At 67.9% G+C, this 23916-nt stretch carries 13 protein-coding genes; 10 read left to right on the top strand and 3 right to left on the bottom strand.

Translation table 11 applies throughout. From position 1 onward, the window contains the following. The first annotated feature begins 246 nt into the window (after nt 1-246). Nucleotides 247-2211: an ABC transporter ATP-binding protein gene (locus HKD39_RS08585; RefSeq protein WP_171199405.1), complete on the top strand. Its 1965-nt coding sequence runs from the start codon at nt 247-249 to the stop codon at nt 2209-2211. Here the strand turns inward: HKD39_RS08585 and HKD39_RS08580 are convergent. Beyond that, on the bottom strand, nt 2153-4423 hold the full coding sequence (locus tag HKD39_RS08580) for a putative bifunctional diguanylate cyclase/phosphodiesterase (protein WP_171199404.1): 2271 nt from the start codon (nt 4421-4423) through the stop codon (nt 2153-2155). The genes HKD39_RS08585 and HKD39_RS08580 overlap by 59 nt on opposite strands. An 893-nt stretch (nt 4424-5316) precedes the next feature. Between HKD39_RS08580 and HKD39_RS08575 the strand changes: the two genes are divergently transcribed. Continuing rightward, a complete protein-coding gene (locus HKD39_RS08575; RefSeq protein WP_171199403.1) occupies nt 5317-7263 on the top strand; it encodes a phosphoenolpyruvate carboxykinase (GTP) in 1947 nt (648 codons plus the stop codon). A 179-nt stretch (nt 7264-7442) separates the two neighbouring features. Here the strand turns inward: HKD39_RS08575 and HKD39_RS08570 are convergent, their stop codons facing one another. Then, on the bottom strand, nt 7443-9884 hold the full coding sequence (locus HKD39_RS08570; protein ID WP_171199402.1) for an alpha-galactosidase: 2442 nt from the start codon (nt 9882-9884) through the stop codon (nt 7443-7445). Between the two features lie 306 nt (nt 9885-10190). Here HKD39_RS08570 and HKD39_RS08565 point away from each other — a divergent pair, with 306 nt between their 5' ends. From HKD39_RS08565 to HKD39_RS08530, 8 genes are all read left to right on the top strand, one after another. Beyond that, nucleotides 10191-12014 carry an ABC transporter substrate-binding protein gene (locus HKD39_RS08565; protein ID WP_171199401.1) on the top strand — a complete coding sequence of 608 codons (1824 nt, stop codon included), beginning with the start codon at nt 10191-10193 and terminating at the stop codon, nt 12012-12014. 223 nt (nt 12015-12237) lie between these two features. Next, nucleotides 12238-13194: an ABC transporter permease subunit gene (locus HKD39_RS08560; RefSeq protein ID WP_171199400.1), complete on the top strand. Its 957-nt coding sequence runs from the start codon at nt 12238-12240 to the stop codon at nt 13192-13194. After that, entirely contained in the window at nt 13191-14129 is a 939-nt protein-coding gene (gene opp4C, locus HKD39_RS08555; protein ID WP_171199399.1) for an oligopeptide ABC transporter permease, read from the top strand. The genes HKD39_RS08560 and opp4C overlap by 4 nt, the downstream gene beginning before the upstream one ends. A gap of 10 nt (nt 14130-14139) precedes the next feature. After that, entirely contained in the window at nt 14140-15288 is a 1149-nt protein-coding gene (locus HKD39_RS08550) for an ABC transporter ATP-binding protein (RefSeq protein ID WP_171199398.1), read from the top strand. Continuing rightward, nucleotides 15285-16433 (top strand): ABC transporter ATP-binding protein, encoded by a 1149-nt coding sequence (locus tag HKD39_RS08545; protein WP_171199397.1) that lies wholly within the window; start codon nt 15285-15287, stop codon nt 16431-16433. The genes HKD39_RS08550 and HKD39_RS08545 overlap by 4 nt, the downstream gene beginning before the upstream one ends. 110 nt (nt 16434-16543) lie before the next feature. Then, nucleotides 16544-17896: an aspartate aminotransferase family protein gene (locus tag HKD39_RS08540; RefSeq protein ID WP_171199396.1), complete on the top strand. Its 1353-nt coding sequence runs from the start codon at nt 16544-16546 to the stop codon at nt 17894-17896. Between the two features lie 578 nt (nt 17897-18474). Further along, entirely contained in the window at nt 18475-20304 is a 1830-nt protein-coding gene (locus tag HKD39_RS08535) for an ABC transporter substrate-binding protein (protein ID WP_212754238.1), read from the top strand. Between the two features lie 247 nt (nt 20305-20551). Next, nucleotides 20552-22933, top strand: coding sequence for an exo-alpha-sialidase (locus HKD39_RS08530; protein ID WP_171199394.1), 2382 nt, complete (start codon nt 20552-20554; stop codon nt 22931-22933). A 110-nt stretch (nt 22934-23043) separates the two neighbouring features. On the opposite strand, the gene HKD39_RS20420 is transcribed toward HKD39_RS08530, so the two are convergent. Beyond that, the gene (locus tag HKD39_RS20420) at nt 23044-23916 is read right to left on the bottom strand and encodes a prolyl oligopeptidase family serine peptidase (RefSeq protein WP_171199393.1); all 873 of its coding nucleotides are present in this window, start codon (nt 23914-23916) and stop codon (nt 23044-23046) included.

Genomic DNA, 23916 nt, shown 5'->3' with positions numbered 1-23916 from the left:
ACAGCCGGCTGCACTACCAGCCACCCGCCGAGTACGAACAAGCCCACTACGATCGACTACTGACCGTGCTCCAACCAGAGCCGGCCCACACAACACGACCGGTACCAAACCCGTGACGCTTCAGTAAACCCAGACCGCTGTCAACCCAGACCGCCGGAAACGTCAGACCACCGGAAACTCGCGGCTCGCACACCCAGACAAAGCGCAGATTCAGAACGCAGAACTTCGGAAAGGGGTTGATGCCCGATGGCAGCCCCCAACACCATCACCTCACCCATCGTCACCCCGTCGGTCACCGAACCCGCCGGGCCGTCCGCGCTGGCCGCCGGCCACGGACCCGGCGGCCGTGGACTCAGCGGCGGTGGTCGCTCCGGCCACGGCACCCACCCCGAGCGTCCCAGCGCCCGCAAGGATCCGGCCGACGTCGCGCAGCTGCAGGAGCATCCGGTCAGCCTGCGCCGCATCGCCGCGCTGTTCCGTCCCTATCGCGCCAAGCTGGCCGTTGTGGTGGCGCTGATCGTCGCCACCTCGTTGGTCGGCTTGGCCAACCCATTCATCACCAAACATCTGATCGACACCGCGATCCCGCAGCAGAACGTGCCGCTGTTGCTCACCCTGATCGGCCTGATGCTCGGCATCACCGCGGTGACCGCCGCCTTCGGAGTGATCCAGACCTGGCTGTCCACCGTCGTCGGGCAACAGGTGATGCACCGGTTGCGCACCAGCGTGTTCGAGCACCTGCAGCGGATGCCGATGTCGTTCTTCACCCGCACCCGCGGCGGCGAGCTGCAGTCCCGGCTGACCAACGACATCAACGGCATGCAATCGGTTGTCACCAACTCGGCCACCTCGATCGCCTCCAACGTCACCACCGTTGTCGGCACCGCCGTCGCCATGGTGGCGCTGAGCTGGCGGCTCAGCCTGCTCTCCCTGATCGTGCTGCCACCGGCCATCTATCTGACCAGGCGAGTGGCGCGGATGCGCCGCGCCGTCACCGCCAAGGCCCAGCGCGCGCTGGCCGACATGCAGACCCAGATCGAGGAGTCGCTGTCGATCTCGGGCGTGCATCTTGCCAAGACGCTCGGTAGTGGACCCGCGCTGAGCCAACGCTTTTCGGCCACCTCGAGCGAGCTGACCGAGCTGGAGCTGCAGTCGCAGCTGGCCGGCCGCTGGCGGATGGCCAGCATGTCGCTGATCTTCGCCGCCATCCCCGCGCTGATCTACCTGGCAGCTGGGCTACCGGCCACCTCCGGCGGCATGACGATCGGCACCCTGGTCGCCTTCGTCGGGCTGCAGGCCGGGCTGTTCCGTCCGCTGATGGGCGTGCTCAATGTCGGGGTGCAGATCAACTCGTCGCTGGCGCTGTTCTCTCGCATCTTCGAGTATCTCGACCTGCCGGTCACTATCTCGGACCCGGCGCAGCCCGCCGAGCTGAGCCGACCGGTTGGCCGGCTGCGTTTCGACGACGTCAGCTACAGCTATCCGGGAGCCGACCGAAACGCGCTGTCGCACATCGACTTCGACGTCCCCGCCGGCAGCAGTATCGCGGTGGTCGGTGCCACCGGCTCCGGCAAGTCGACGCTGGCCGGGCTGGTGTCTCGGCTGCACGACCCGGACGACGGTGCGGTCAGCATCGACGGGGTCGACCTGCGCGAGTTGAGTCTTGCCACCGTCGCCGGCACCGTCGGTGTTGTCAGCCAGGAGACCTACCTGCTGCACGCCAGCATCGCCGACAACCTGCGCTACGCCAAGCCGGACGCCACCGACGCCGAGCTGGTCGCGGCCGCCGAGGCCGCCCAGGTGCACCAGCTGATCGAGAGCCTGCCGGACGGCTACCGGACCATGGTCGGCGCTCGCGGCTACCGCTTCTCCGGCGGCGAGAAACAGCGGATCGCCTTGGCGCGCACCATTCTTCGCGACCCGGCGGTGCTGGTGCTCGACGAGGCGACCAGCGCGCTGGACAACGCCACCGAGCGGGCCGTGCAGTCCGCGCTCGACACGGTCAGCCACGGCCGGACCACGCTGACCATCGCGCACCGGCTGTCCACCATCGAAAACGCCGACCTGATCCTGGTGCTGGACGCCGGCCGCATCGTCGAACGCGGCACCCATCGGCAGCTGCTGGACGCCGGTGGGCGGTACGCCGAGCTGGTCAGGGCCCAGCGGTCGGCTGCACCGGCGGATGACCAGCCGGTGATTGCGGCGAACTGATCCGATCGAGGAACGATTCGGCCGGCGCCGGCCGCCCCAACAGAAAACCCTGCAACCGGTCGGCGCCCAGCTCCACAGCGAGCCGGTACTGCTCGCGGGTCTCGATGCCCTCCACCGTCACGGTGAGCCCGACGTCGTGGGCAAGGTGCACCACCGCGGCCATCACCCGGCGTCGCCGGCCCTGGAGCTGCGGACCGGACAGGAACGTCTGGTCCAGCTTCAGGTCGTCGATAGGCAGCGCGATCACCGTGGTGAAGTTCGAGTAGCCGGTGCCGAAATCGTCCAGCGACACCCGGATCCCGGCGTCCTGCAACTGGCGCAGCATCGCGGTGATGTCGTCGTCACCGGCGACCTCTGACTCGGTGATCTCGGCGATCAACCGGTCGACGTCGATGCCGGTGCGGTGGCTGTGCAGTCGCACCAGATCCAGCAGCTGCACCGAACGCAGTTGCGCCGCAGTGAGATTCAATGCCACCTCGGCCTCAAGCCCGCCAAGGCGCCAGGCCCGCAGCTGATCGAAAACGGTTGCCACCGCCCATCTGGTCAGCTCCCTGGTGCGGCCGAGCGCTTCCACCAGCTCCACCACGTCGTTCGGCGGCAGCACGCTGCCGCCCTGCTCGTCCGGCCAGCGCAACAATGCCTCGAACCGCTGCAGCGGCTCCGGCGCCGCGGTCGCGGGCACCAGCGGATTGCCGCGGATCGGCTGGTACGCCAGTTGCAGCTCACCGGCCGCTATCGCGGCGCCGAGCTTGCCCTCGGCGTTGTACCGGCGGCTCGCCAGGTGCCGCAGCTCGTCGTGGTAGAACAGAAATCTGTTGCGGCCCAACCGTTTCGCGGCGTGCAGGGAAAGGTCGGCCTGCATCATCACCGCCTCGGCCGAGCCCTCGCCACGCCAGCTCAGGCCGGCCGACAGCGTCACCGCGAGTGAGCGCTCCCGGTACTGAATGGGTTGCGCGACAGCGCGTTGCGCCACCCTGGTCAGTTCGGCCACCTGGTCGCGGTCCATCGCGGCAGGCAGCAGCGCGGTGAACTCGTCGCCGCCCAACCGGAACACCCGGACCGCGGGCCCGACGGCGGTGTGTAACCGGCGTCCGATGGCCACCAGTACAGCGTCCCCTGCGGCGTGACCGTAGGTGTCGTTGATCTCCTTGAAACCGTCGAGGTCACCGAACAACACCGTTGCGGTCGATGCCGCATCGAGGGCGCCGGCCAACTCGCGCTCGAACTGCGACCGGTTCGGCAAGCCCGTCAATCTGTCGTGAAAAGCCTGGTACTGCAACTCCCGGCGCAGGCGGCGATTGCTGCTGTACACCACCATGTGTCGCCCGACGATCAGCACCGTCAACGCCAGCAGCGTCAACCGCGCGACTCCGTCAAGAGTGCGTCCGCCCAGCAGCAGGGTCAGCGTTGTGGCCAGAATCGCCGCCGAGGTGAAATCCAGCGGGCCCCGCAACGGCTTCCGCGGCACCCGCTCGGCGGTGCCCTGCACCAGCGTCGCTCCCACCAGCAGCAGGCTCGACGACATCAGCCAACCGAGCGGAGCCAGCTCCTCGGGCAGCCGGATCGCCGTCAGCGCCTGATCGAGGTCGCCGACGGCGGCGATGACCAGCGCGAAGACGGCCATCCAGAGTGCACCGCGGGCGCCCGGTGGCCGCGACCGGATGATCGCAGGTGTCAGCGCCAGTCCCATCGCATCGAGCACCAGACCCAGCACGGCCATCGCGCCCAACACGGTGCCCTGCTGGTTGGCCGCGCCGATGTAGTCGGTCAGCCGCCAGGTCCAGATCACCACGAACGCGCAGCCGCACACCATCACCGAATCGGCCGCGAACGCCGCCAGCCGCCGCCGGTCGCCGGACGGGGCGACAAAGGCGAACATCCCCATCACCGTCACCAGGGTGCCGATGTTGAACACCGCGGTGATGGTCCAGCTGGTCGCGACGACGAAGTGCTGGCCGCCGAGAAAGCTGAGGTTGCCGATGCCGTTGGCGAACTGGCCGATGCCGAGCAGCGTCCAGGCGTTGCGGTCGATGCCGCGGGCCCGGCGCGCCACCACCAGGCCGACGGCGCCAGCGAGGAATCCGGAAAGCACCAACAGCGCCGGCAGCAGCAGCGTCGGCGCCACGATTCCCAGCACCATCATCCCCGCCGCGCCCACCGCGGCCGTGCGTCGCCACGGCGCGCCGACGAGATGGCTGTGGGGGAGAGTCATGACGTGAGATTTCTGGGTGGTTCCGCTGGGGCCGTGCCGCTCGGGGATGCGGCGCTGCTCGCGAAAGACGGTGCTGCTCGCGAAAGACGGTGCTGCGCACAAATTACGGTGCTGCGCACAAGGTACGGCGCCGCTGGGGGTGGTGGCGGAGCGAGTCGGAAAGCTGGTCGAAAGCAAAGCTGGTGGAAGGGCAAGCAGGGCGAAAGGGTAAAGCTGGTCGGACGGCGAGCTGATCGAACGACAAGCGGGTCGAACGGCAAGCTGGTCGAAAGGCACTGTGCGGACAAATGTGGAGAAACGGTGAGCGGCCGGGTGTGAGTTCGGGTGGGGCGAGTGCTGGCCGACCATCGCGCCCGCGGGCGAGACGGCCGATGCCGTCGGAGCATAGAGCCAGACGGGCCCTCAGGTGTGGTGGTTCGGTTCGCGGTGCGTTGCGGATGGGAACGCCGGCGCACTGTTCCGACACGAGGCAACAAGACCCGACAGGAACGCGCTGACGGAGCCTCCTTGATCGATCTACTTTCACGATTCTGTTGTCCACAGCACGGCTGACCTGGCGTTTTCCGGTGCGTCGCGGTCCTAGCGTTGAGCCTGTCCACGAGTTCTGTCCGTTAGTTCTGGGCCATGCCGGAGCCGCTGGGTCGTGCCGATTCACGTCTGCACAGGCCGACCCGGACGACGACTGTCCGCGCGGTGACCATGGCCGGCCCGAGCTTTCGCCACCGAGCTTTCGCCACCAGGGAAGTTCGGGGTCTGCAGCGTTGCGTCGGCCGAACTGGCCGGATCCGGAGGCAGGTAGGTAGCTGCCCCGGCGCCGTCCGGTCGGTCTGCGCTGCGCTGCCGCCCGGCCGTTCCCGGCGGCACCCACTTCGGCGATTGGAGCCCACCTCACCATGACGACGCTGGAAGACCGCCCCACCGTTACCCCGGCGACGGCAGCCGCCGCGGCGCCCACCTTCACGGCGGGCGGTGCAGAGCAGCCGGCACCGGAGCAGCCGGCAGCGGAGCAGTCGGCACCGGAGCAGTCGGCACCGGAGCAGTCGGCACCGTCCAGCCGGGCCAGCTACGACCCCGAGCTGCTGGCCTGGGTGCGCGAGGTGGCCGCCCTCACCACGCCCGATCGCATCGTGTTCGCCGACGGCAGCGACGAGGAGTGGACCAGGATCACCGACAAGCTGGTCGACGCCGGCACCTTCACCCGGCTGGAGAAGAAGCCGAACTCGTTCCACTGCGCGTCCGACCCGACCGACGTTGCCCGGGTGGAGGACCGCACCTTCATCTGCTCGCTGGACGAGAAGGACGCCGGCCCCACCAACAACTGGATGGACCCGGCCGAGATGAAGGCCACCATGACGGAGCTGTACCGGGGCAGCATGCGCGGCCGCACCATGTACGTCGTCCCGTTCTGCATGGGCCCGTACGACGCCGCCAACCCGATGCTGGGCGTCGAGATCACCGACTCGGAGTACGTGGTCGCCTCGATGCGGGTGATGACCAGGATGGGTGCGCGGGCCCTCGAGCTGATCAACGGCGGGGCGCGCTGGGTGAAGGCGCTGCATTCCATCGGTGCGCCGCTGGAGCCGACGGAGCGCGATGTTGCCTGGCCGTGCAACGACACCAAGTACATCAGCCACTTCCCCGAGGAGCGGATGATCTGGTCGTTCGGCTCCGGCTACGGCGGAAACGCGTTGCTGGGCAAGAAGTGTTACTCGCTGCGGATCGCGTCGGCGATCGCCCATGACGAGGGCTGGCTGGCCGAGCACATGCTGATTCTGAAACTCACCTCGCCGCAGCACACCACCCACTACATCGCCGCCGCGTTCCCCAGCGCCTGCGGCAAGACCAACCTGGCCATGTTGGAGCCCACCATCCCAGGCTGGAAGGTGGAGACGCTCGGCGACGACATCGCCTGGATGAAGTTCGGCGACGACGGCCGGCTGTACGCCGTCAACCCCGAGTACGGGCTGTTCGGCGTCGCGCCCGGCACCGGTTGGGGCACCAACCCCAATGCCATGCGCACCATCGAGCAGGGCAACTCCGTCTTCACCAACGTCGCGCTGACCGACGACGGCGACGTCTGGTGGGAGGGCATGACGGACCAGCCGCCGGCACACCTGACCGACTGGCACGGCAAAGATTGGACGCCGGAGTCGGAAACCCCGTCCAGCCACCCGAACTCGCGGTTCTGCACCCCGATCGCGCAATGCCCGATCATTGCCGATGAATACTTCGGTCCGACCGGCGTGCCGATCTCGGCGATCATCTTCGGCGGGCGCCGCCGTGACACCATCCCGCTGGTCACCGAGTCGCGGGACTGGCAACACGGCGTGTTCATGGGGGCGACGCTGTCCAGCGAGACCACCGCAGCCGCCACCGGCAAGGTCGGCGTCGTCCGCCGCGACCCGATGGCGATGCTGCCGTTCATCGGCTACAACGCCGGCGACTACTTCGCCCACTGGATCAACGTCGGCAAGGGCGCGGACGCCAGCAAGCTGCCAAAGATCTTCTACGTCAACTGGTTCCGCCGCGACAGCGCGGACGGCAGCTTCCTGTGGCCCGGCTTCGGCGAGAACTCGCGCGTGCTGAAGTGGATCATCGACCGGCTGGACGGCCAGGCTGCCGCCGAGCAGACCCCGATCGGGCACATCCCGGCCGCCGGCGCGCTCGACGTTGACGGGCTGGAGCTGACCGGTGACGCCCTCGCCAAGGCGCTCGCGGTGGACGCCGACGAATGGCGGGCCGAGCTGCCGCTGATCGAGCAGTGGTTCGACACCATCGGTGACGCGCTGCCCAGTTCGCTGCGGGACGAGTTGGAGCTGCTGCGGCAGCGGCTGGGCTGACCCGCGCGTCGGCCGGCAGTTGTCTGCGGGCTACTGGCTTGGTCGGACTCGCACGTCACAGCTGGGATTGCGCATCACAGCCGAGATGGTTGACGAACCGAGCTGTGACGCGCGAACTCGGCTGTGATGTGCAAGGCCGGTGGCGGATGTGCCCGACGCTGTACTGTGCCGGCGCGGACTCAGTCCACTGCGGTGAGCACCAGCAGCGCCGAGTCGTAATGTTTGCCCAGCTCGACGAACAGCCCGTGGCCGGCGAGGAACTCGCCGGAGAACTCCCACTGCTCACCGGATCCGGTGTGCCGCACCAGGTATCGCGTCTGCGGGTGCAGCCCCCGGATGCGGAAGCGGTGTCCGCGCCCGCTGTGCATCATGGCCTGGGAGAACACGAAGACGGCAGCGTCCGGTGTCGGTTCGGTGCCGGTGCCGGCCGGCACCCGGTTGGCGCGGAACCCGGGGTCGGCCGACGCCACGTAGGCGACGCCCCAGGTGCCGGGTGCCGGGGCGTCGAGTCGGAACTGCGCACCGAACTGCACCAGCGGCCGGATCTGCTTGTACTGCCGGACGAACTCCGCCGCGGTGCTGTGCTCGTCCTCCGACCAGGCGATCAGGTCGCCGGCCAGGGCCAGCACGCCGCACATCGCCACGTGGGTGCGGAACTGCAGCGGAATGTCGCGGCCGGAAAGCCCGGGCCGGTCGGTGACCCATGACGCCATGGTCAGGGCCGGGTTCACCATGGTGAAGCCGCGCTGGATCTCCAAGCGCTCCAACGGATCCGTGTTGTCGCTCGGCCAGGCCCAGTCGGCGTACCGCAGCGCCCCGATGTCTTCCCGGCCGCCGCCGGAGGCGCAGGTCTCCAACCACAACCTCGGGTGCCGCCGGCGCAGCTCACCCCACACCCGGTACAGCCCGTTGACGTGCGCCAGCCACACCTCGCCGGCGTCGGCGGCGGGGGAGTTGGCCTCGACCAGCGGCCGGTTCATGTCCCACTTCAGGTAGTCAAGGTTCGCCTGGCGGATCAGCGTCTCGAGGGTGTCGATGGCCCAGTCCTGCACCTCGGGCCGGCTGAAGTCCAGCATCAGCTGGTTGCGGCCGTAGGTACGCGGCCGGTTCGGCCACGCATAGATCCAATCCGGATGCGCCCGGAACAGGTCGCTGTCCTCGTTGACCATCTCCGGCTCGACCCAGAGCCCGAACTCCATGCCGAGCTCGTGTACCCGGTCGGACAGCGGGCGCATGCCGCGCGGGAACTTGGTCGGGCTGGGGAACCAGTCACCCAGCCCGGCCAGGTCGGTGTCTCTGGCGGCGAACCAGCCGTCGTCGATGGCGAACAGCTCGACGCCAAGCGCCGCGGCCAGCTCGGCCAGCTCGAACTGCTGCTGTTCGCTCAGGTCGAAATACGCTGCCTCCCAAGAGTTGTAGTGCACCGGGCGGGGCCGGTGCGGCTGGCTGACGACGTCAGCGCGCAGGAACCGGTGCCAGCGCCTGGTGCTGCCGGAGAAGCCGTCGGGTGCGTAGCTGCCGATCGCCTCGGGCAACTCGAGCCGGTCGCCCGGCTGCAGCTGATGCCGAAGGTCGTTGTCGTTGACGCCGGCGACAACGTGCACCTCTCCGTCGTGGCTGCGGTGGGTGGTGATCTTCCAACTGCCGGAGAACGCGAGCGCGACGCTGTACACCTCGCCGGCGTCCTCGGTGGCGGTGCCGGCCGGGTCGACCGCGACGAACGGCAGGAAATCGTGCCCGGGGATGCCGTTGCGGGACTGCAGCACCAGCTCGCCGGCCGGCAGCGGCGACAGCTCCGGCTGGGTCTCGGCGCCGTACATGCCGCCGAGGGTCAGCACCCGCGGCGTCGGCCACGGCGGCACCGGGAAGTTCGCGGAGAACGCCTTCTCGATGATGATCGGGGCAGCGTCCCCTGCGCCCCCTGCTCCCGCTGCATCCCCTGCATCACCAGAGTCCGCGGCATCGGCAGAGTCCGCGGTATCGGCTGCGCCCGCGGTGCCGGTGTGCTCGATCACCGCGCTGCGGATCACCGCGTCACCGGCCTCGTGCAGCCGGTAGCTCAAGGTCACCTTGACCGGGTAGTGGCTGTCGACCAACTCGATGATCAGTCGCTCGCCGAGGGCCGGATCGCCGGCGACGGTATCCGCCGGCTCACCAGCGTCGGTTCCAGCAGCATCGGTTCCAGCAGCATCGGTTCCAGCAGCATCGGTTCCAGCAGTGCCGGTTCCAGCAGCGCCGGCGCGGCGAGGGCCGTAGACGCCGCTGGTGGTGCCGAAGTCGAGGCTGTCCACCACCCGCGGTTCGCCGGCCAGTTGCAGGTCGAGGGCCCGCACGCCGTCGGCAAAGGTGATTTTCAGCGCCTCCGGCTCGCGCCGCAGCCCGCCGAAGAAGGGGTACTCCTCGGAGTGCGCGCGGGGCTTGGCCGCGGTGCTCGTCGACCGGCGCTGCTGTTCGTCAACGGCCGCCAGCGCGACCGCGTCGGCGTCGGTGATCGGCGCGCCCCAGTGCAGATGCCGCACCGGCGTATCGTCCGTAGATCGGCGATCCCAGCTCACCGCGTAGCTGGCATGGTCGGTGCGCAGCACGGCAACTGAGTTCTCAGCAAGCAGGCTGATCGGCATGGCAGGTTTTGCTCCGTTCGGAATGCCAACATTGATGCGGACAAGTGCGGGGATGGTGCAGGTGGTTTGGTAGGACGTTGCTCCAGCGGCGCCGGCCCGATCGGGTGCCGCGATCAGCATCGGCTGGGCAACGGCTCGGTAACAACGCTTGACACTGGACCCGCCCTCGCCCATGCTGCGAAATAGCGTTTCAGATAAGTCTAGAGCGCAGCGTCGGCGCTGCGCTCCTCACCCCCGAGAGGTGCTGAGTTGGCCTTCCAGCATGGATCTCCGCGCTCCAGAACCACCCGTCGCGGGCTCGTCGTCGTGGCAGCGGGAGTAGCGCTCGCGTTGACCACCACCGCGTGCTCCAGCGACCCGACCAACCCCAACACCGGTGGGAACAATGCCGGCGCCGGCACCACCACCGCGCCGGCCGGATCCGGTGCGGACGGCGGCCAGACCGCCGCGTCCGGAGCGGACAGCGGTTCCGGCGCCGCCGGTTCCGGCGCGCCGGGATCGGGAGCGTCCGGCTCGGGCGCCGGGGCGTCGGGGGCACCGTCATCCGGTGGCGCCGGCGCGGGTGCCGGCGGTGCCGGACCGACCGGCGAGCCGGCCCAACCCGGCCAGGCCGCGGCGGACGCCAAGGGCACCCTCAACCTGTTCATGTATCAAAAGCCGAACGGTCTGTTCAATCCGCTGGCCGGCGCTTCCGGCCCGGACAACGAGGTCATCTCGTTGATGTACCAGCCGCTGCTGGGCACCGACGCCAAGACCGGCCAGTTGGTGCCGGAGCTGGCCGAGAGCATGCCGGAGGTCTCTGACGACGCGAAGACCTTCACCTTCAAACTGAAGAAGGGTCTGACCTGGAGCGACGGAAAGCCGTTCACCAGCAAGGATGTGCTGACCACCTACCAGTTCGCGGCGAACCCCACCATGGAGAACGGGCCGTTCGTCAACTTCACCCAGGTGGACGGCTACAAGGATCTGGAGTCGGGCAAGAGCAAGACCATCTCCGGGATCACCGCGCCGGACGACAGCACCATCGTCATCAAGCTGTCCGAGCCGAGCAACGGCCTCGTCAACATCATCGCGTCGATCCGGATCCTGCCCGACCACGTGATCAGCAAGCTGCCGATCAAGACCTTCACCCAGGACCCGTACTTCCGGGCCCCGAAAGTGGGCATCGGGCCGTTCATCGTCGACAAGTACGACACCGACCAGCAGGTGCACCTGACGGCCAACCCGAACTTCCGCTACAAGATCGGCGTCAAGGACGTCTTCCTGAAGATCCTGACCTCGGACGTTGCCACCCAGCAGCTGCAGACCGGCGAGATCGATGTCAGCAACATCGCCCCCGTCGACATGGAGACGGTCAAGGGCTTCAACGACGTCTCGGTCACCGCGAAGGAGGCGCCCGGCTTCGTGCGGGCCGTGTGGAACCAGAGCCAGGATCGGTTCAAGGACCCGCGGGTCAAGCAGGCCTTCTTCTACGGTGTCGACCGCAAGGCGATTGTCGAGGGCGCGCTGCAGAACCAGGGCGTTGTGCGGAACAGCGTCTACGGCGCGCCGTGGCAGGCGCCCGATCTGGACCAGTACCCGTACGACCCGGAGAAGGCCAAGCAACTGCTGGCCGACGCCAAGTTCGACACCAGCAAGCCGATCAAGCTGAGCTGGATCGCCGGCGGCAACCCGGACCGGGACGCGGCGGCGCAGATCATCCAGAACCAGCTCAAGCAGGTCGGGTTGAACATCCAGCTGGACCAGGTGCAGGGCTCGTGGTTCAGCGAGAACGTGCCGAAGGCCAAGTTCGACATGGTGATCTACGGCGGCGGCGACTACACCTCGAACCCGTACAACGCCATCCCGATCACCTCGTGCCAGAAGCCGGGCGGTGGCCCCAACAACGGTCTCTACTGCAACCAGAAGTACCAGGACACCGCGATCAAGGCGGACCGGGCGACGACGCCGGAAGAGGCAAAGTCGTTGTACCAGCAGGCATCCAAGATGGAGAACGAGGATCCGTCGCAGATGTGGCTGTACTCGCCGAAGATCGTCTGGGCGACCAGCGGCAAGGTGCAGAACTTCGTCCCGCCGCTCGACCTCGGTGCGAACTGGTGGGAGCCGTGGAAGTGGACTAAGACCGGCTGAGCCGTTCAGTGGGCAGCGCCGGCCGGTCTGCTTGTTCCGCAGGTGAACGAGCGGGCCGGCCGGCAACCTGCGCCGGACGCGCCGTCGGATGGAGGGCCGCTGCGGTCAGCGGCCCTTCATTGATGTCAGCGGGCTTGTCGGCGAGGGTTGGAGCCGCTGCCAGCGGTGATGTCAGCGGCACAGCGGCGGCAGGTCGAAATGATCCAAGCGATAAGGAGTATCCGTGGGCGCGTACATCCTCAGACGCCTCGGCTCGTCGGTGGTGGTGTTCTTCATCATCACCATCATCATCTTCACGATGCTGCGCCTGGCCGGCGATCCGGTGGCGATGTTGGTACCGCCCGACCAGTACAACACCGGCACCGCCGAGTTCTTGGCGCAGAAGCGGCACGAGCTGGGACTGGACCGCGCCATTCCCATCCAGTACCTGGCGTGGCTGGGTGATGTGTTCCGCGGCGACCTCGGCAACTCGATCAAGAACGGCCGTCCGGTCAGCGAGATCATCGGTGAGCGCGTCGGGCCGACCGTGGAACTGATCGGGCTGGCGCTGATCCTGGCGATCCTGATCGCGCTGATCTTCGGCACCTGGGCCGCGGTCCGGAAGAACCGAACCGCCGACTACGTCATCACTTTCATCTCGATGCTGGCCATCTCGACGCCTGGCTTCTTCGCCGGCATCCTGGCCATCTACGTGTTCTCGGTGAAGCTGGGCTGGCTGCCGTCCGCCGGCATGTCCACCACCGGCGTGCACAGCACCGTCGACCAGCTCAAGCACCTGGTGCTGCCGGTGACGGTGCTCGGGTTGAGCCTGTCGGCCGGGCTGCTGCGGTTCGTCCGCGGCACCATGATCAGCGAACTGACCGCCGACTACATCCGCACCGCGACGGCCAAGGGGCTGTCCAAGCGGTCCACCATCGTCAAGCACGTACTGCGGAACGCGCTGGTGCCGATCCTGACCTACGTCATGCTGCAGATCCCGTTGATGGTGGCCGGCGCCGTGCTGATCGAGCAGATCTTCGCCTGGCCGGGCATGGGTTCGATGATCGTCGACTACGCCGCCAACAGCGACTACCCGGTGCTGATCGCCGTCGGCATGCTGACCGCGATCGTGGTGCTGGCCGCCAACTTCCTTGCCGATCTGCTGTACACCGTTCTCGATCCGAGAGTGTCGCTGCGATGACCCTGCCTGTAGATACCACGCTGCCCGCCGCCGAGCCGGGCCCGACAGCCGACGGCGGCAGCAACGCCCTCGAGGGGCTGTCCGTCAAGCGCCGCAGTCCCGCCGGGCTGGCCTGGCGCCGCTTCCTGCGGAACCGGCTGGCCGCGGTCGCGCTGGTGGTGATGGCGATCCTGGTGCTCGGCGTGATCTTCCTGCCGATGTTCATGAACCTCGACCCGTACACCGTCGACCCGCTGAACATCAGGGCAAAGCCGTCCGCAGAGCATCTGCTCGGCACCGACAACGTCGGCCGAGATGTGTTTGCCCGCTTGGTGTACGGCGGCCGGGTGTCGCTGGGCGTCGGTATCTCGGCGGCCGTGGTGACCACCGTGCTCGGGTCGATCATCGGTGCGCTGGCCGGCACCTTCGGCGGCTGGGTCGATTCGGTACTGATGCGCATGGCCGACGTGTTCATGTCTTTCCCGAGCATCGTCGCGATGATCATCGTCATCGGCATCTTCGGTGGCAACGTGATCGTGCTGATCGGACTGCTGGCGTTGTTCAACTGGATCTCCACCGCCCGCGTGGTGCGCGCGGTGATCCTGTCGCTGCGCGAGCGCGAGTACGTGCAGGCGTCGCGGGCGTTCGGCGCCAAGCCGGGTTGGCTGATCACCCGGCACCTGCTGCCGGCGGCGCTCAGCCAGGTGGTGGTGATCCTGACCCTCGAGGTGGCCGGTCTGACCCTCAGCGAGGCGGCATTGTCGTTCCTCGGCTTCGGTATCCAGCCGCCGACCGCCAGCTGGGGCAACATGCTGCAGGCCGCGCAGCAGTACACGGTGATCTCGTCGATGCCGTGGCTGTGGCTGCCGCCGGGCCTGTGCATCGCGATCACGGTGCTGAGCATCAACTTCATCGGCGACGGTCTGCGCGACGCGCTCGACCCGCGCCAGCGCTAGGAGATACCTCATGACTCGATCTACTGGTTCAGGCCGGGACGCCGCCCCGCAGCGCACGTCTGCCCCGGCGGCGGCCGACGGCGCCGACCGGCCGCTGCTGGTGGTGGACGACCTGCACGTGCAGTTCCGCACCGAGGCCGGGACCGCCTACGCCGTCGACGGTGTCTCGTTCACCGTCGCGCCCGGCGAGGTGCTCGGGGTGGTGGGCGAATCCGGGTCGGGCAAGTCGGTGACGTCGATGTCGCTGTTCGGCCTGATCGACACCCCGCCGGGCAAGATCACCAAGGGCTCGGTGAAGCTGAACGGCCGCGAGCTGATCGGCGCCAAGGAGCGGGTACTGCGCAAGGTGCGCGGCGGCGAGGTTGGCGTGGTCTTCCAGGATCCGATGACGGCGCTCGACCCGGTGATCAAGGTGGGCAGGCAGATCGGCGAGGCAGTTCGCGTGCACCACAAGGTTTCCCGTGCCCAAGCGATGCAGCGTGCCGTCGAACTGCTGCAGCAGGTCGGGGTGCCGCAGCCGGAGGTGCGGGCCAACCAGTACCCGCACGAGTTCTCCGGCGGTATGCGGCAGCGCGCGATGATCGCGATGGCGATCGCCAACAACCCTGTCCTGCTGATCGCCGACGAGCCGACCACCGCGCTCGACGTCACCATCCAGGCGCAGGTGCTCGACATCATCCGCAAGGCGCAGCAGGAGACCGGCGCCGCCACCCTTTTCATCACCCACGATCTCGGCGTCATCGCCGAACTCGCCGAGCGCGTGATGGTGATGTACGGCGGGCGGGTGATGGAAACCGGTTCGGTGAAGGAGATCTTCACAAGGCCGCGGCATCCGTACACCGCCGGGCTGCTGGCCAGCCTGCCATCACTCACCAGGGACGAGGCCGAGCTGACGCCGATTCCCGGCAGCCCGCCGAACGTGCTGAGCCAGAACCCCGGCTGCCCGTTCCAGCCGCGCTGCTCGGTCGGCCGTGATCGCGACATCTGCCGGGCGCAGCGCCCGCCGCTGGCCGAGGTCGGGCCAGGGCACTTCTCGGCCTGTCACTTCCCGGACGAGACCCCGCAGCCCCGCGCCTGCGTGCTCGAGGAAGCGGCTGTCGGAGCCGCGGCTGCGCCCGAGACCGGTGGCGCGGCAACCGATCTGAAGGAACATTCATGAGCGCTACTCCGTCCCTGAGCAAGGACGCAACCGTGGCCGCTGACGTCGGTGCGACCGAGGACGCGCCGTTGCTGGAGGCCGTCGATCTGGTCAAACACTTTCCGCGCCGGTCGGGACTGCTGCGTAAGTCGACCTCGGTCACTCGCGCTGTCGATGGGGTGAGCTTCACCCTGCACCGCGGCGAAACCCTTGGCCTTGTAGGTGAATCGGGCTGCGGCAAGTCGACAACAGGCAAGACCCTGATGGGTCTGACCCCGGCCACCGGTGGCCAGGTGCGGCTGGACGGCGAGGAGATCAGCGGTGAGGCCGGGTTGCACAAGCTGCGCAACAACGTGCAGATCGTCTTCCAAGACCCGTATGCGTCGCTGAGCCCGCGAATGACGGTGCGCGACATCGTTGCCGAGCCGCTGCGGATCCAGCATCGTTACCGCACCAAGGAAGACGGCATGACGGGCCAGCAGCGGGTCGAGGCCGCGCTGCAGGCCGTCGGACTGTCGATGGAGCAGGCCAACCGTTACGCGCACGAGTTCTCCGGCGGCCAGCGTCAGCGCATCGGTATCGCCAGGGCGCTGGTGCTGCAACCGCGGGTGATCGTCCTTGACGAACCGGTGTCGGCGCTGGACGTGTCGATCCGGGCGCAGGTGATCAACCAGCTGGAGAACGTCCAGAACGAACGCGGCCTCGCCTACCTGTTCATCTCGCATGACCTTTCGGTGGTACGGCACACCTGCGACCGGATCGCGGTGATGTACCTAGGGAAGATCGTCGAGATCGGCGACAAGGACGAGATCTTCACCGCGCCGGCGCATCCGTACACCCAGGCGTTGCTGTCGGCCATCCCGTCGCCGGAGATCGAGCAGCTGGGCCAGCGGGAACGGATCGTGTTGCGCGGCGACGTGCCCAGTCCGAGCAACCCGCCGTCGGGTTGCCGGTTCCGGACCCGATGCTGGAAGGCGCAGGAGATCTGCGCCACCACCGAGCCGCTCTTGGAGCCGGCGCCCGGCAGCGCGGCCGCCGCCGTCGTTGCCGGGGTGGCTGACGAGGCGGTGGATCCGGCGGCCGGGCATCGGGTGGCGTGCCACTTCCCTGAGGCCATTGACGTGCTCGGCGGCGAACCGGTGCGGGCCTACGCTACCGCGGAGTAACTCGTTGTGTGAAACCGTGTTTCAACTTGATACGATCGGGCGGTAACCACGCAGGCCGGCACACCGAGTCGGAGCGCCAGCCGAGAAGAACCAACATGAAGAAGGCACCCATGGCTGCGACGCAGATGACCGCCACCGACACCGATGCGACTGCGGCGCGGTCCCATGCCAAGAGCAAGGCGTTGGCCGAGCGGGCCGAGGCGGTGTTCCCGGGCGGCGTCAATTCCGGGACGAGGCGCAACGGCTCGCCGTACGCCTTCGCCGACGGGCGCGGTGGCTATCTGACCGATCTGGACGGCAACACCTACCTTGACTATCACGCCGCGTTCGGCGCGATGATCATCGGTCACCGCGCCGCCGAGGTGGACGACGCGGTGCGGCGTTCGATGTCCGGCGTCGACCTGACCGGCTACGGCGTCAGCGAGCTCGAGGTGCAGCTCGGCGAGCTGGTCACCTCGGTGTTGCCCAGCGTCGAACAGACCATCATCGTCAATTCGGGCAGTGAAGCGGTGGCATACGCCATCCGGTTGGCCAGGGCGATCACCGGGCGCAAGTACTTGGTGAAGTTTCAGGGCGGCTTCCACGGCTGGTCGGATCCGGTGGCGCGCAACGTGATCTCGCCAAAGGAACGGGCCTACGGCGACGACCCGATCACCGCAGGCATGCTGCCCGACTCGTGGCAGTCGACGTTGATCGCCGAGTTCAACGATCTGGAGTCGGTGCGCGAGCTGTTCCGCACCCACCCCGAGCAGATCGCCGCGGTGATCATGGAGCCCATCCCGCACAACGTCGGTGCGCTGGTGCCCACCCAGGAGTTCGTCGAGGGCATCCGGCAGCTGACCACCGAACAGGGCGCGTTGCTGATCTTCGACGAGGTGATCACCGGCTTCCGGCACGCCATCGGCGGATATCAGGAGATCTGCGGTGTGACACCGGATCTGACCACCTACGGCAAGGCGATGGGCAACGGCTACCCGGTGGCCGGCATGGGTGGCCGCCGGGACCTGATGCAGCACTTCGACGCCGCCGGCGGCGATGTCGGCCTGCTCGGCACGTTCAACGGCAACCCGACCTCGTGCGCGGCCGCCATTGCCACAGTGAGCTATCTGCGCGACAACCCCGACTTCTACACCCGCACCCACGCGCTGGGTGAGCGGCTGCGCACCGGCCTGCGAGAGATCATGGCGGACAAGGGAATTGCCGCGCAGGTTGTCGGTTTCGGCGGCACCTTCTCCACCTACTTCCTGGACGGGGTGGTGTCCGGCTACCGGGAACTGTTGGACAACAACGCGATTGCCAGCGTGCAGTTCCACCGCAGGATGATCGAGCGCGGCTTCCTGATGATCCCGCTGGCACTCAAGCGCAACCACATCTCCGGATCGCACACCGAAGCGGACATCGACCGGACCCTTGAGGCGATGTCGGACGTGTTGGGGGACATGCGATCCGAGGGTTTCGTCTAGCCGGCCGGCGCCAGTCGGCCAGGTGAGTGATAGCGCCGCCGCCTGAGTAGCTGATTCATCATCTGCTGCAACAGCGGGCGATGTCGGGGCCATCGTCGGCGGAGATCGTCCCCTGCTGTTGCTGGTGATGACAGTTGCTGGTGATGACGGTGCCGCGACCGGCCGGCCGGAGGGGCGCACTGTCGGCGTCGGTACGAGGTGAGTTTCCCTCGGTGGGAGCAAGGCCGGCAGCAATGTTTGTCGGAGCGTGACCTGCACTGCCGGCCGGCGTGGGCCGCGCCGAGGTTTGCTGATCTTTGGTGGGTGAGCAGGTCGCTGCGTTGACGCCTGCCCACCGCGGCGACTGCAGCCGAATCGCCCGCCGCACAGGCGGTTTCACCGCTGGCTGCCCGAATCAGTGTCTTCGGCGGCTATGTTGAGCGTGAATGCGCAGTCCCAACAGGGTCGATGGTCGCGTTGCCCAATCGTGATGCTTGACAGCGGGCGGATGCCCTAGCATTCTCTGCTGAAATCGTTTTTCACATCTTCTTCCTGCCCTCGTCCGGCAGGAGCATCCAAAGGCGGGTGTATTCATGCGGGTGAACTACCGTGCAAAAACCGCGGTGGCGGCACTGGCGGGGCTAGCGGTGCTGGCCGCCGGCTGCTCCAACGATCCCACCAATCCCGAGTCGTCCACCGGCGGTAACGCTGCCGGCGGCGGCACCACCGCTGCCGGCGCGTCCGGCAACTCCGGCGCTGGAACCGACACCAGCTCGACCGCGGGCGGCGCAGCCGGCTCCGGAGCGGCGGGCGCAGCGGGATCGGGCGCTGCTGGATCCGGTGCTGCTGGTTCCGGTGCAGCGGGGTCGGGCGCGAACGCCGGCGGCGGCGCGGTCGTCGAGCCCGGCAAGGCCGATGCCAATGCCTCCGGCACCATGAACGTCTTCATGTACCAAAAGCCCAGCGGCGACTTCGGCCCGCTGGCACCCGCCTCCGGGCCGGATCAGCAGGTGATCTCGCTGATCTACGACGAGCTGCTGCAGAAGAACCCGAAGGGCGATCTCACCCCGTACATGGCGCAGAGCCTGCCGACCGTGTCGGACGGCGGGAAGACCTTGACCTTCAAGCTGAAACCGAATCTGAAGTGGAGCGACGGCCAGCCGCTGACGTCGCAGGACGTGCTGTTCTCCTACACCCGCGCGGCCGACACCCGCACCAACTCGGGGCCGGCCCCGAACTTCGCCACCATCTCCGGCCTGCAGGACTACATCGACGGCAAAGCCAAGACCATCAGCGGTTTCTCGGCGCCCGACCCGCAGACCTTCGTGATGAAGCAGGACATCCCCAACTCCGGCCTCGCGGCACAGGCGGGCACCCTGCCGATCTTCCCCAAGCACATCCTTGAGAAGGAACCCATCAAGGACTTCAACCTGAACAAGTGGTTCAAGAAGCCGACGGTGACCTCAGGTCCGTTCAAGTTCGTCGAATACAAGACCGACCAGTACGCCCATGTGCAGGCCAACCCGAACTTCCGTGAACCGGTTGGCGTGAAAGACGTTTACGTCAAACCGATGTCGGCGGACGTGGCGACCCAGCAGCTGCAGACCGGCGAGATGGACCTGGTGCAGGTCGGTGCCGTCGACATCCCGACCGTGCAGGGCATGCAGGGCGTCAAGGTGCAGGAGATCCCGTCCACCGGGTTCGTCACCCTGACCTGGAACCAGACCCAGGACAGGTTCAAGGACAAACGCGTCCGGCAGGCCTTCCAGTACGGCGTCGACCGCAAGGCCATCGCCGACGGCGCGTTGCAGGGCCACGCCAAGGTACGCAACAGCATCTTCCCGGAGAAGTGGTCAGGCACCGAGATCAACGACTACGCCTACAACCCGGACAAGGCCAAGCAGCTGTTGGCCGAGGCCAAGTTCGACACCAGCAAGCCGATCGACCTCGGCTGGATCGCCGGCGGCAACCCCGACCGCGACGCGGCCGCGCAGGTGGTCGCCGACCAGCTGAAGAAGATCGGCCTGAACGTCAACCTCAAGCAGATCCAGGCCTCGTACTTCACCGATGCCTTCAGCGACAAGCACAAGTTCGACGTGCTGCTGGTCGGCGGCGGCGACTACGGCGTCAACCCCGCCGGTGCCGGCCCGGTCACCAACTGCAAGCTGGGCGTGCCGAAGGGACCGAACACCGGCAACTACTGCGACCCGGCGATGGACAAGGCGATGGCCACGGCCCTCGTTGCCACCACGCCGGACCAGCAGAAGGCCGACTACATCGCGGCCGCCAAGATCGAGAACGAGAACCCGGCGCTCGGCTGGCTGTACAGCCTGAACTGGACCTTCGCGGTGAGCGACAAGGTGCAGGGTTTCGAGATCCTGGACAACGCCACCTGGTACCAGCCGTGGCTGTGGAAGAAGACCGGCTGATCACGGCCGCCGACCAGGCAGCCGGCGGGTAATCCCGCGCAGTACCCACCGAACGACCGCCCGGTCCGTCACCACCATGACGGGCCGGGCGGTTCTCATGTCAGCCGCCCGTCGCCTACCCGCGAAGCACCCAGAACAGCGCGGCAGCCGACATGAGTGAGCCGAAAACGTCGGCTCGAGCACCGAGGTCCGAAGAACTGCTGTCGGGCCAGCCACATCCGAGAAACAACGGTCGGAAAAGATTGGTATGCAAGCACATACCGCAACCCCACAGGAAAGTCAGCAACAGTCCAACCAGCAGTTCCCACAGTTCTCGCCGCAGCGTCCGGACCGGCACCACCGCCGCGGGCCGGTGCGCCGGCTGCGCGGCAAGGCGCTGGTGCTGGCCGCCGTCACCACCCTGGTCGGCGGCGTCGGCGCGTACGCCGCGGTGACGGCCGGTTGGGACGAGCCACCGCCAAGCGGCGGTGGCGGCAACACCGTCAGCGACGGCACCGACCCCGGCGTCAACGAGTTGTCGCTCGGTGCCCAGTGGTACCCGTTCAGCCCGGCGCCCGGTGTGCTGGCCTCCACCCCGCTGGCGTTCTCCTTCGACCATCTGGTGGAAGGGTCACGGGTGAAAAAGACCCTGCTCAACGTGCAGGGCCGCGAGGACTCGTCCACCGCGGTGCTGAACATGACGCAGCTGGTGGCGGAGAACAACAACAAGGTGTTCGCCCCCGCCGAGGGCGGCGGTCTCGGCAAGGACTGGGCGTACGGCAGCATGGGCCGGATGCGCGACGGCTCCGTCCTGGCCGCCATGTTCCGGCCCACCGGCGCACCCGCCCCCAACCGGGTCGGCATCCCGATGGCGCGCAGCACCGATCTTGGCAAGACCTGGCAGAAGTGGACGGCGCCGCTGGTGGAAAACCTGGTGAAGCTCAGCTATTACCGGTTCAACGGCCGCGACATCGTCGAGTTGAACGACGGCACCCTGATCACCGGGGTGTACGGCGCCAAGACCGGCAGCTGCCCACCACCCAACACCTCGACCCCGCCGGACTGTCACGCGCTGATTCTGCAGTCGACCGACGCCGGCAAGACCTGGTCGCAGCGCTCGGAAATCCCCGGCGGCAACGACCTGACCGAGTTCACCCTGTCGCGGACCACCGACGGCCGGCTGCTGATGGTCGCCAGGGCCGGCGAGGCGCACAACGCCGCCATCAAGCCGATGCGGCAGTCGTACTCCGACGACGACGGCAAGACCTGGACCCCGGTCACCACCTTCGTCCCGCCGCCCGGCCTGCCGGCCGAGGGCATCCAGCCGCAGCTGGTGCTGCAGCCCAACGGCGCCATGGTGCTCTCGTACGGGCGCCCGGACAATTACGTCGCCGTCAACTGGGACGGCACCGGAAAGACTTGGGACACCGGCAAACTCACCTACAGCAACTACATCCGCAAGGGCTTTCTCGGCCGCTGGATGGGATCCAGCGGCAACACCTCACTGACGCCGGATCAACCGAACTCGACGGTGCAGTTCGGCGACATGTGCGTGGTGATCTGGTCGTGCCAGGAGTACGGCCAGCAGAACGGCGACTGGGCCCGCCGGGTCGATGCGGTGACCTCAGGCAAGGGCAAACTCGATCTGGCCGGCGGGGTCAAGGCCGGCAGCATGAAGCTCACCGGCGATGTGGTCGCCGCCGACAGTCGCTACACCGAACAGCGGCTGGCCGGTGCCGTCGACGGCAGCAACGAGTACCTGGCTGCCGCCCGGTTCGCCGACGGCGCCCGCAAAGTGATTGACCTGCAACTGGATCGGCAATACACCCTGAACCGCATCGGGTTGATGCTCGACCGCGGGGTGGCTGGCAGCGCCCAGGTGCAGCTGTCGGTGGACGGCAAGAACTGGGGCCGGCCGGTGGTGCAGCAGAAGGACAGCGTCGACTGCGCGGTGCGGTACACCGACTTCACACCGACCGCGGCGCGTTACGTCCGGGTGTCTGGCATCGGCCGGGACGCCTTCACCGCGCTGAACGAGCTGGAGCTGTACGGTTCCGATCTGTGGACGTTCGAGAACGACGCGGTGAACGTCACGCCGCGCGGCACCGTCGACACCCTGCATGCCTTCACCGCGGACACCATCATGCCGGGGCAGAACTCGCAGCGGCGCGCGATCCTGGTCGACACCGACCCGAACTCCATGGGGCGCATGACGTTCCCGTTCGCCGGCACCCCGGCCGGCAAGAAGCTGCAACTGGACTTCGGCTACTCGGGTGAGGGCTACGGCAGCGGCGCCAACTGGGAGATCCTCGGCACCGACGCCGCCGGCAAGCAGGTGACAGGCTGGAAGTTCCACTTCCGGCCGGCGGCCGGCGGCAAGGGTTTCGACCTGACGGTGTGGGACGGCTCGGGGTGGCAGCTGGTGGGCACCTTCCCCACCTTCACCCCGAACTACCAGTGGATTCCGGTCTCGATGACGATCGGCGCGGACAGCGCCTCGGTCACCGTGCACGGCACCACGCTGACCACCACCATCAAGTCCGGCAACGCGGTGTCGTTCAACGGCTTCCGGCCGACCACCGGTCTTGAGGTGGCCGACACAAACATGGAGCACTCGTACGACAACGTGCAGATCGGCGTCACCGGCTGAGGCCGGCCGGCTGCCCTTGGCACAACCACCGACGCCCGGCCCCATGGTGGGGCCGGGCGTCGGTGTCTGTGCCGGGGGGTGGGGGCTGCTGACAGCGCGGAGCGCAGCGCTCAGCCGAACAGCTTGGCCCGCAACCACTGTGCGGACTGCGCGGCGGCGCCGGGCGGGGTGGTGTGGCTCGCCGCGCCGCCGAACACCTGCAGGTCGACGAGGGAGTCGCGGCCGGCGCCGTGCGCGAAGCCGCTGATCCGCCTGGCCAGCGCGATGGTGTCGTCGGTGCTCACCCGCTCGTCATGATCGCCGATCAGCAGCAGCACCGGCCGGTCGGCCAGCCGATCGGCGAACGCCGGAAGCCCGGCGGCGTCGATCAGCGGGTTGCTGCCGTCCGGGTCAACCGCGCGGTACTCCGACAGCGCGCGCAGGTTGGTCACCGGCGCATACCCGACGCCGCAACGGATCCTGGCGTCGTCGGCGAGCTGCCGCAGACCGAGGTAGCCGGCCCGCGAGGTGCCGATCACCGCGATCCTGACCGGGTCCGCGTCCCCGCGTTCGATCAGGGTGTCGAGCACCGAGCGGGCCCGCGGCAGGTACTCGTCGGCGACGTCCCGCCCGGCCTGCGCAGCGGCGGCCCAGCCGGCCAGCTCGGACGGTTGACCCGGCACCGCGTTGGCGCCGTGCAGCGGCAGATCGATAGCGGCGCAGGCGATTCCCTCAGCCACCAGCCACGCGGCGGCCTGCGCGAAGTAGGGGTCGAAGGCATCGGCGATGGTCCCGGCCGCCAGGAACACCAGCGGCGCCGGCCCGGCCGGCTCGGCCGATCCGCCCGGTCCGGCGCGGCCGGAATCTGCTGGCAGGAAAGCGAATTCGACCCCGTCCGGCGTGCGCTCCCTGCGGTGCTGCGCGAGCCGCGCGGCGCTCCCCGGCGGCGGCGCCGCCGACGACCCGGCTGGACCGGCAGCTGGCGCGGCCCCAGGTAAGGACAC

Origin of the sequence: Nakamurella aerolata, assembly GCF_013002705.1 — a bacterium.
In the GTDB taxonomy this organism is placed as follows: domain Bacteria; phylum Actinomycetota; class Actinomycetes; order Mycobacteriales; family Nakamurellaceae; genus Nakamurella; species Nakamurella aerolata.
Note: the sequence above shows the minus strand (reverse complement) of the source record. Positions and strands in the feature narration are given on the sequence as shown.

Coding starts and splice junctions, on each gene's coding strand:
- HKD39_RS08585 (WP_171199405.1), top strand. CDS start 247: ATGGCAGCCCCCAACACCATCACCTCACCCATCGTCACCCCGTCGGTC.
- HKD39_RS08580 (WP_171199404.1), bottom strand. CDS start 4,423: ATGACTCTCCCCCACAGCCATCTCGTCGGCGCGCCGTGGCGACGCACG.
- HKD39_RS08575 (WP_171199403.1), top strand. CDS start 5,317: ATGACGACGCTGGAAGACCGCCCCACCGTTACCCCGGCGACGGCAGCC.
- HKD39_RS08570 (WP_171199402.1), bottom strand. CDS start 9,884: ATGCCGATCAGCCTGCTTGCTGAGAACTCAGTTGCCGTGCTGCGCACC.
- opp4C (WP_171199399.1), top strand. CDS start 13,191: ATGACCCTGCCTGTAGATACCACGCTGCCCGCCGCCGAGCCGGGCCCG.
- HKD39_RS08550 (WP_171199398.1), top strand. CDS start 14,140: ATGACTCGATCTACTGGTTCAGGCCGGGACGCCGCCCCGCAGCGCACG.
- HKD39_RS08545 (WP_171199397.1), top strand. CDS start 15,285: ATGAGCGCTACTCCGTCCCTGAGCAAGGACGCAACCGTGGCCGCTGAC.
- HKD39_RS08540 (WP_171199396.1), top strand. CDS start 16,544: ATGGCTGCGACGCAGATGACCGCCACCGACACCGATGCGACTGCGGCG.
- HKD39_RS08530 (WP_171199394.1), top strand. CDS start 20,552: ATGCAAGCACATACCGCAACCCCACAGGAAAGTCAGCAACAGTCCAAC.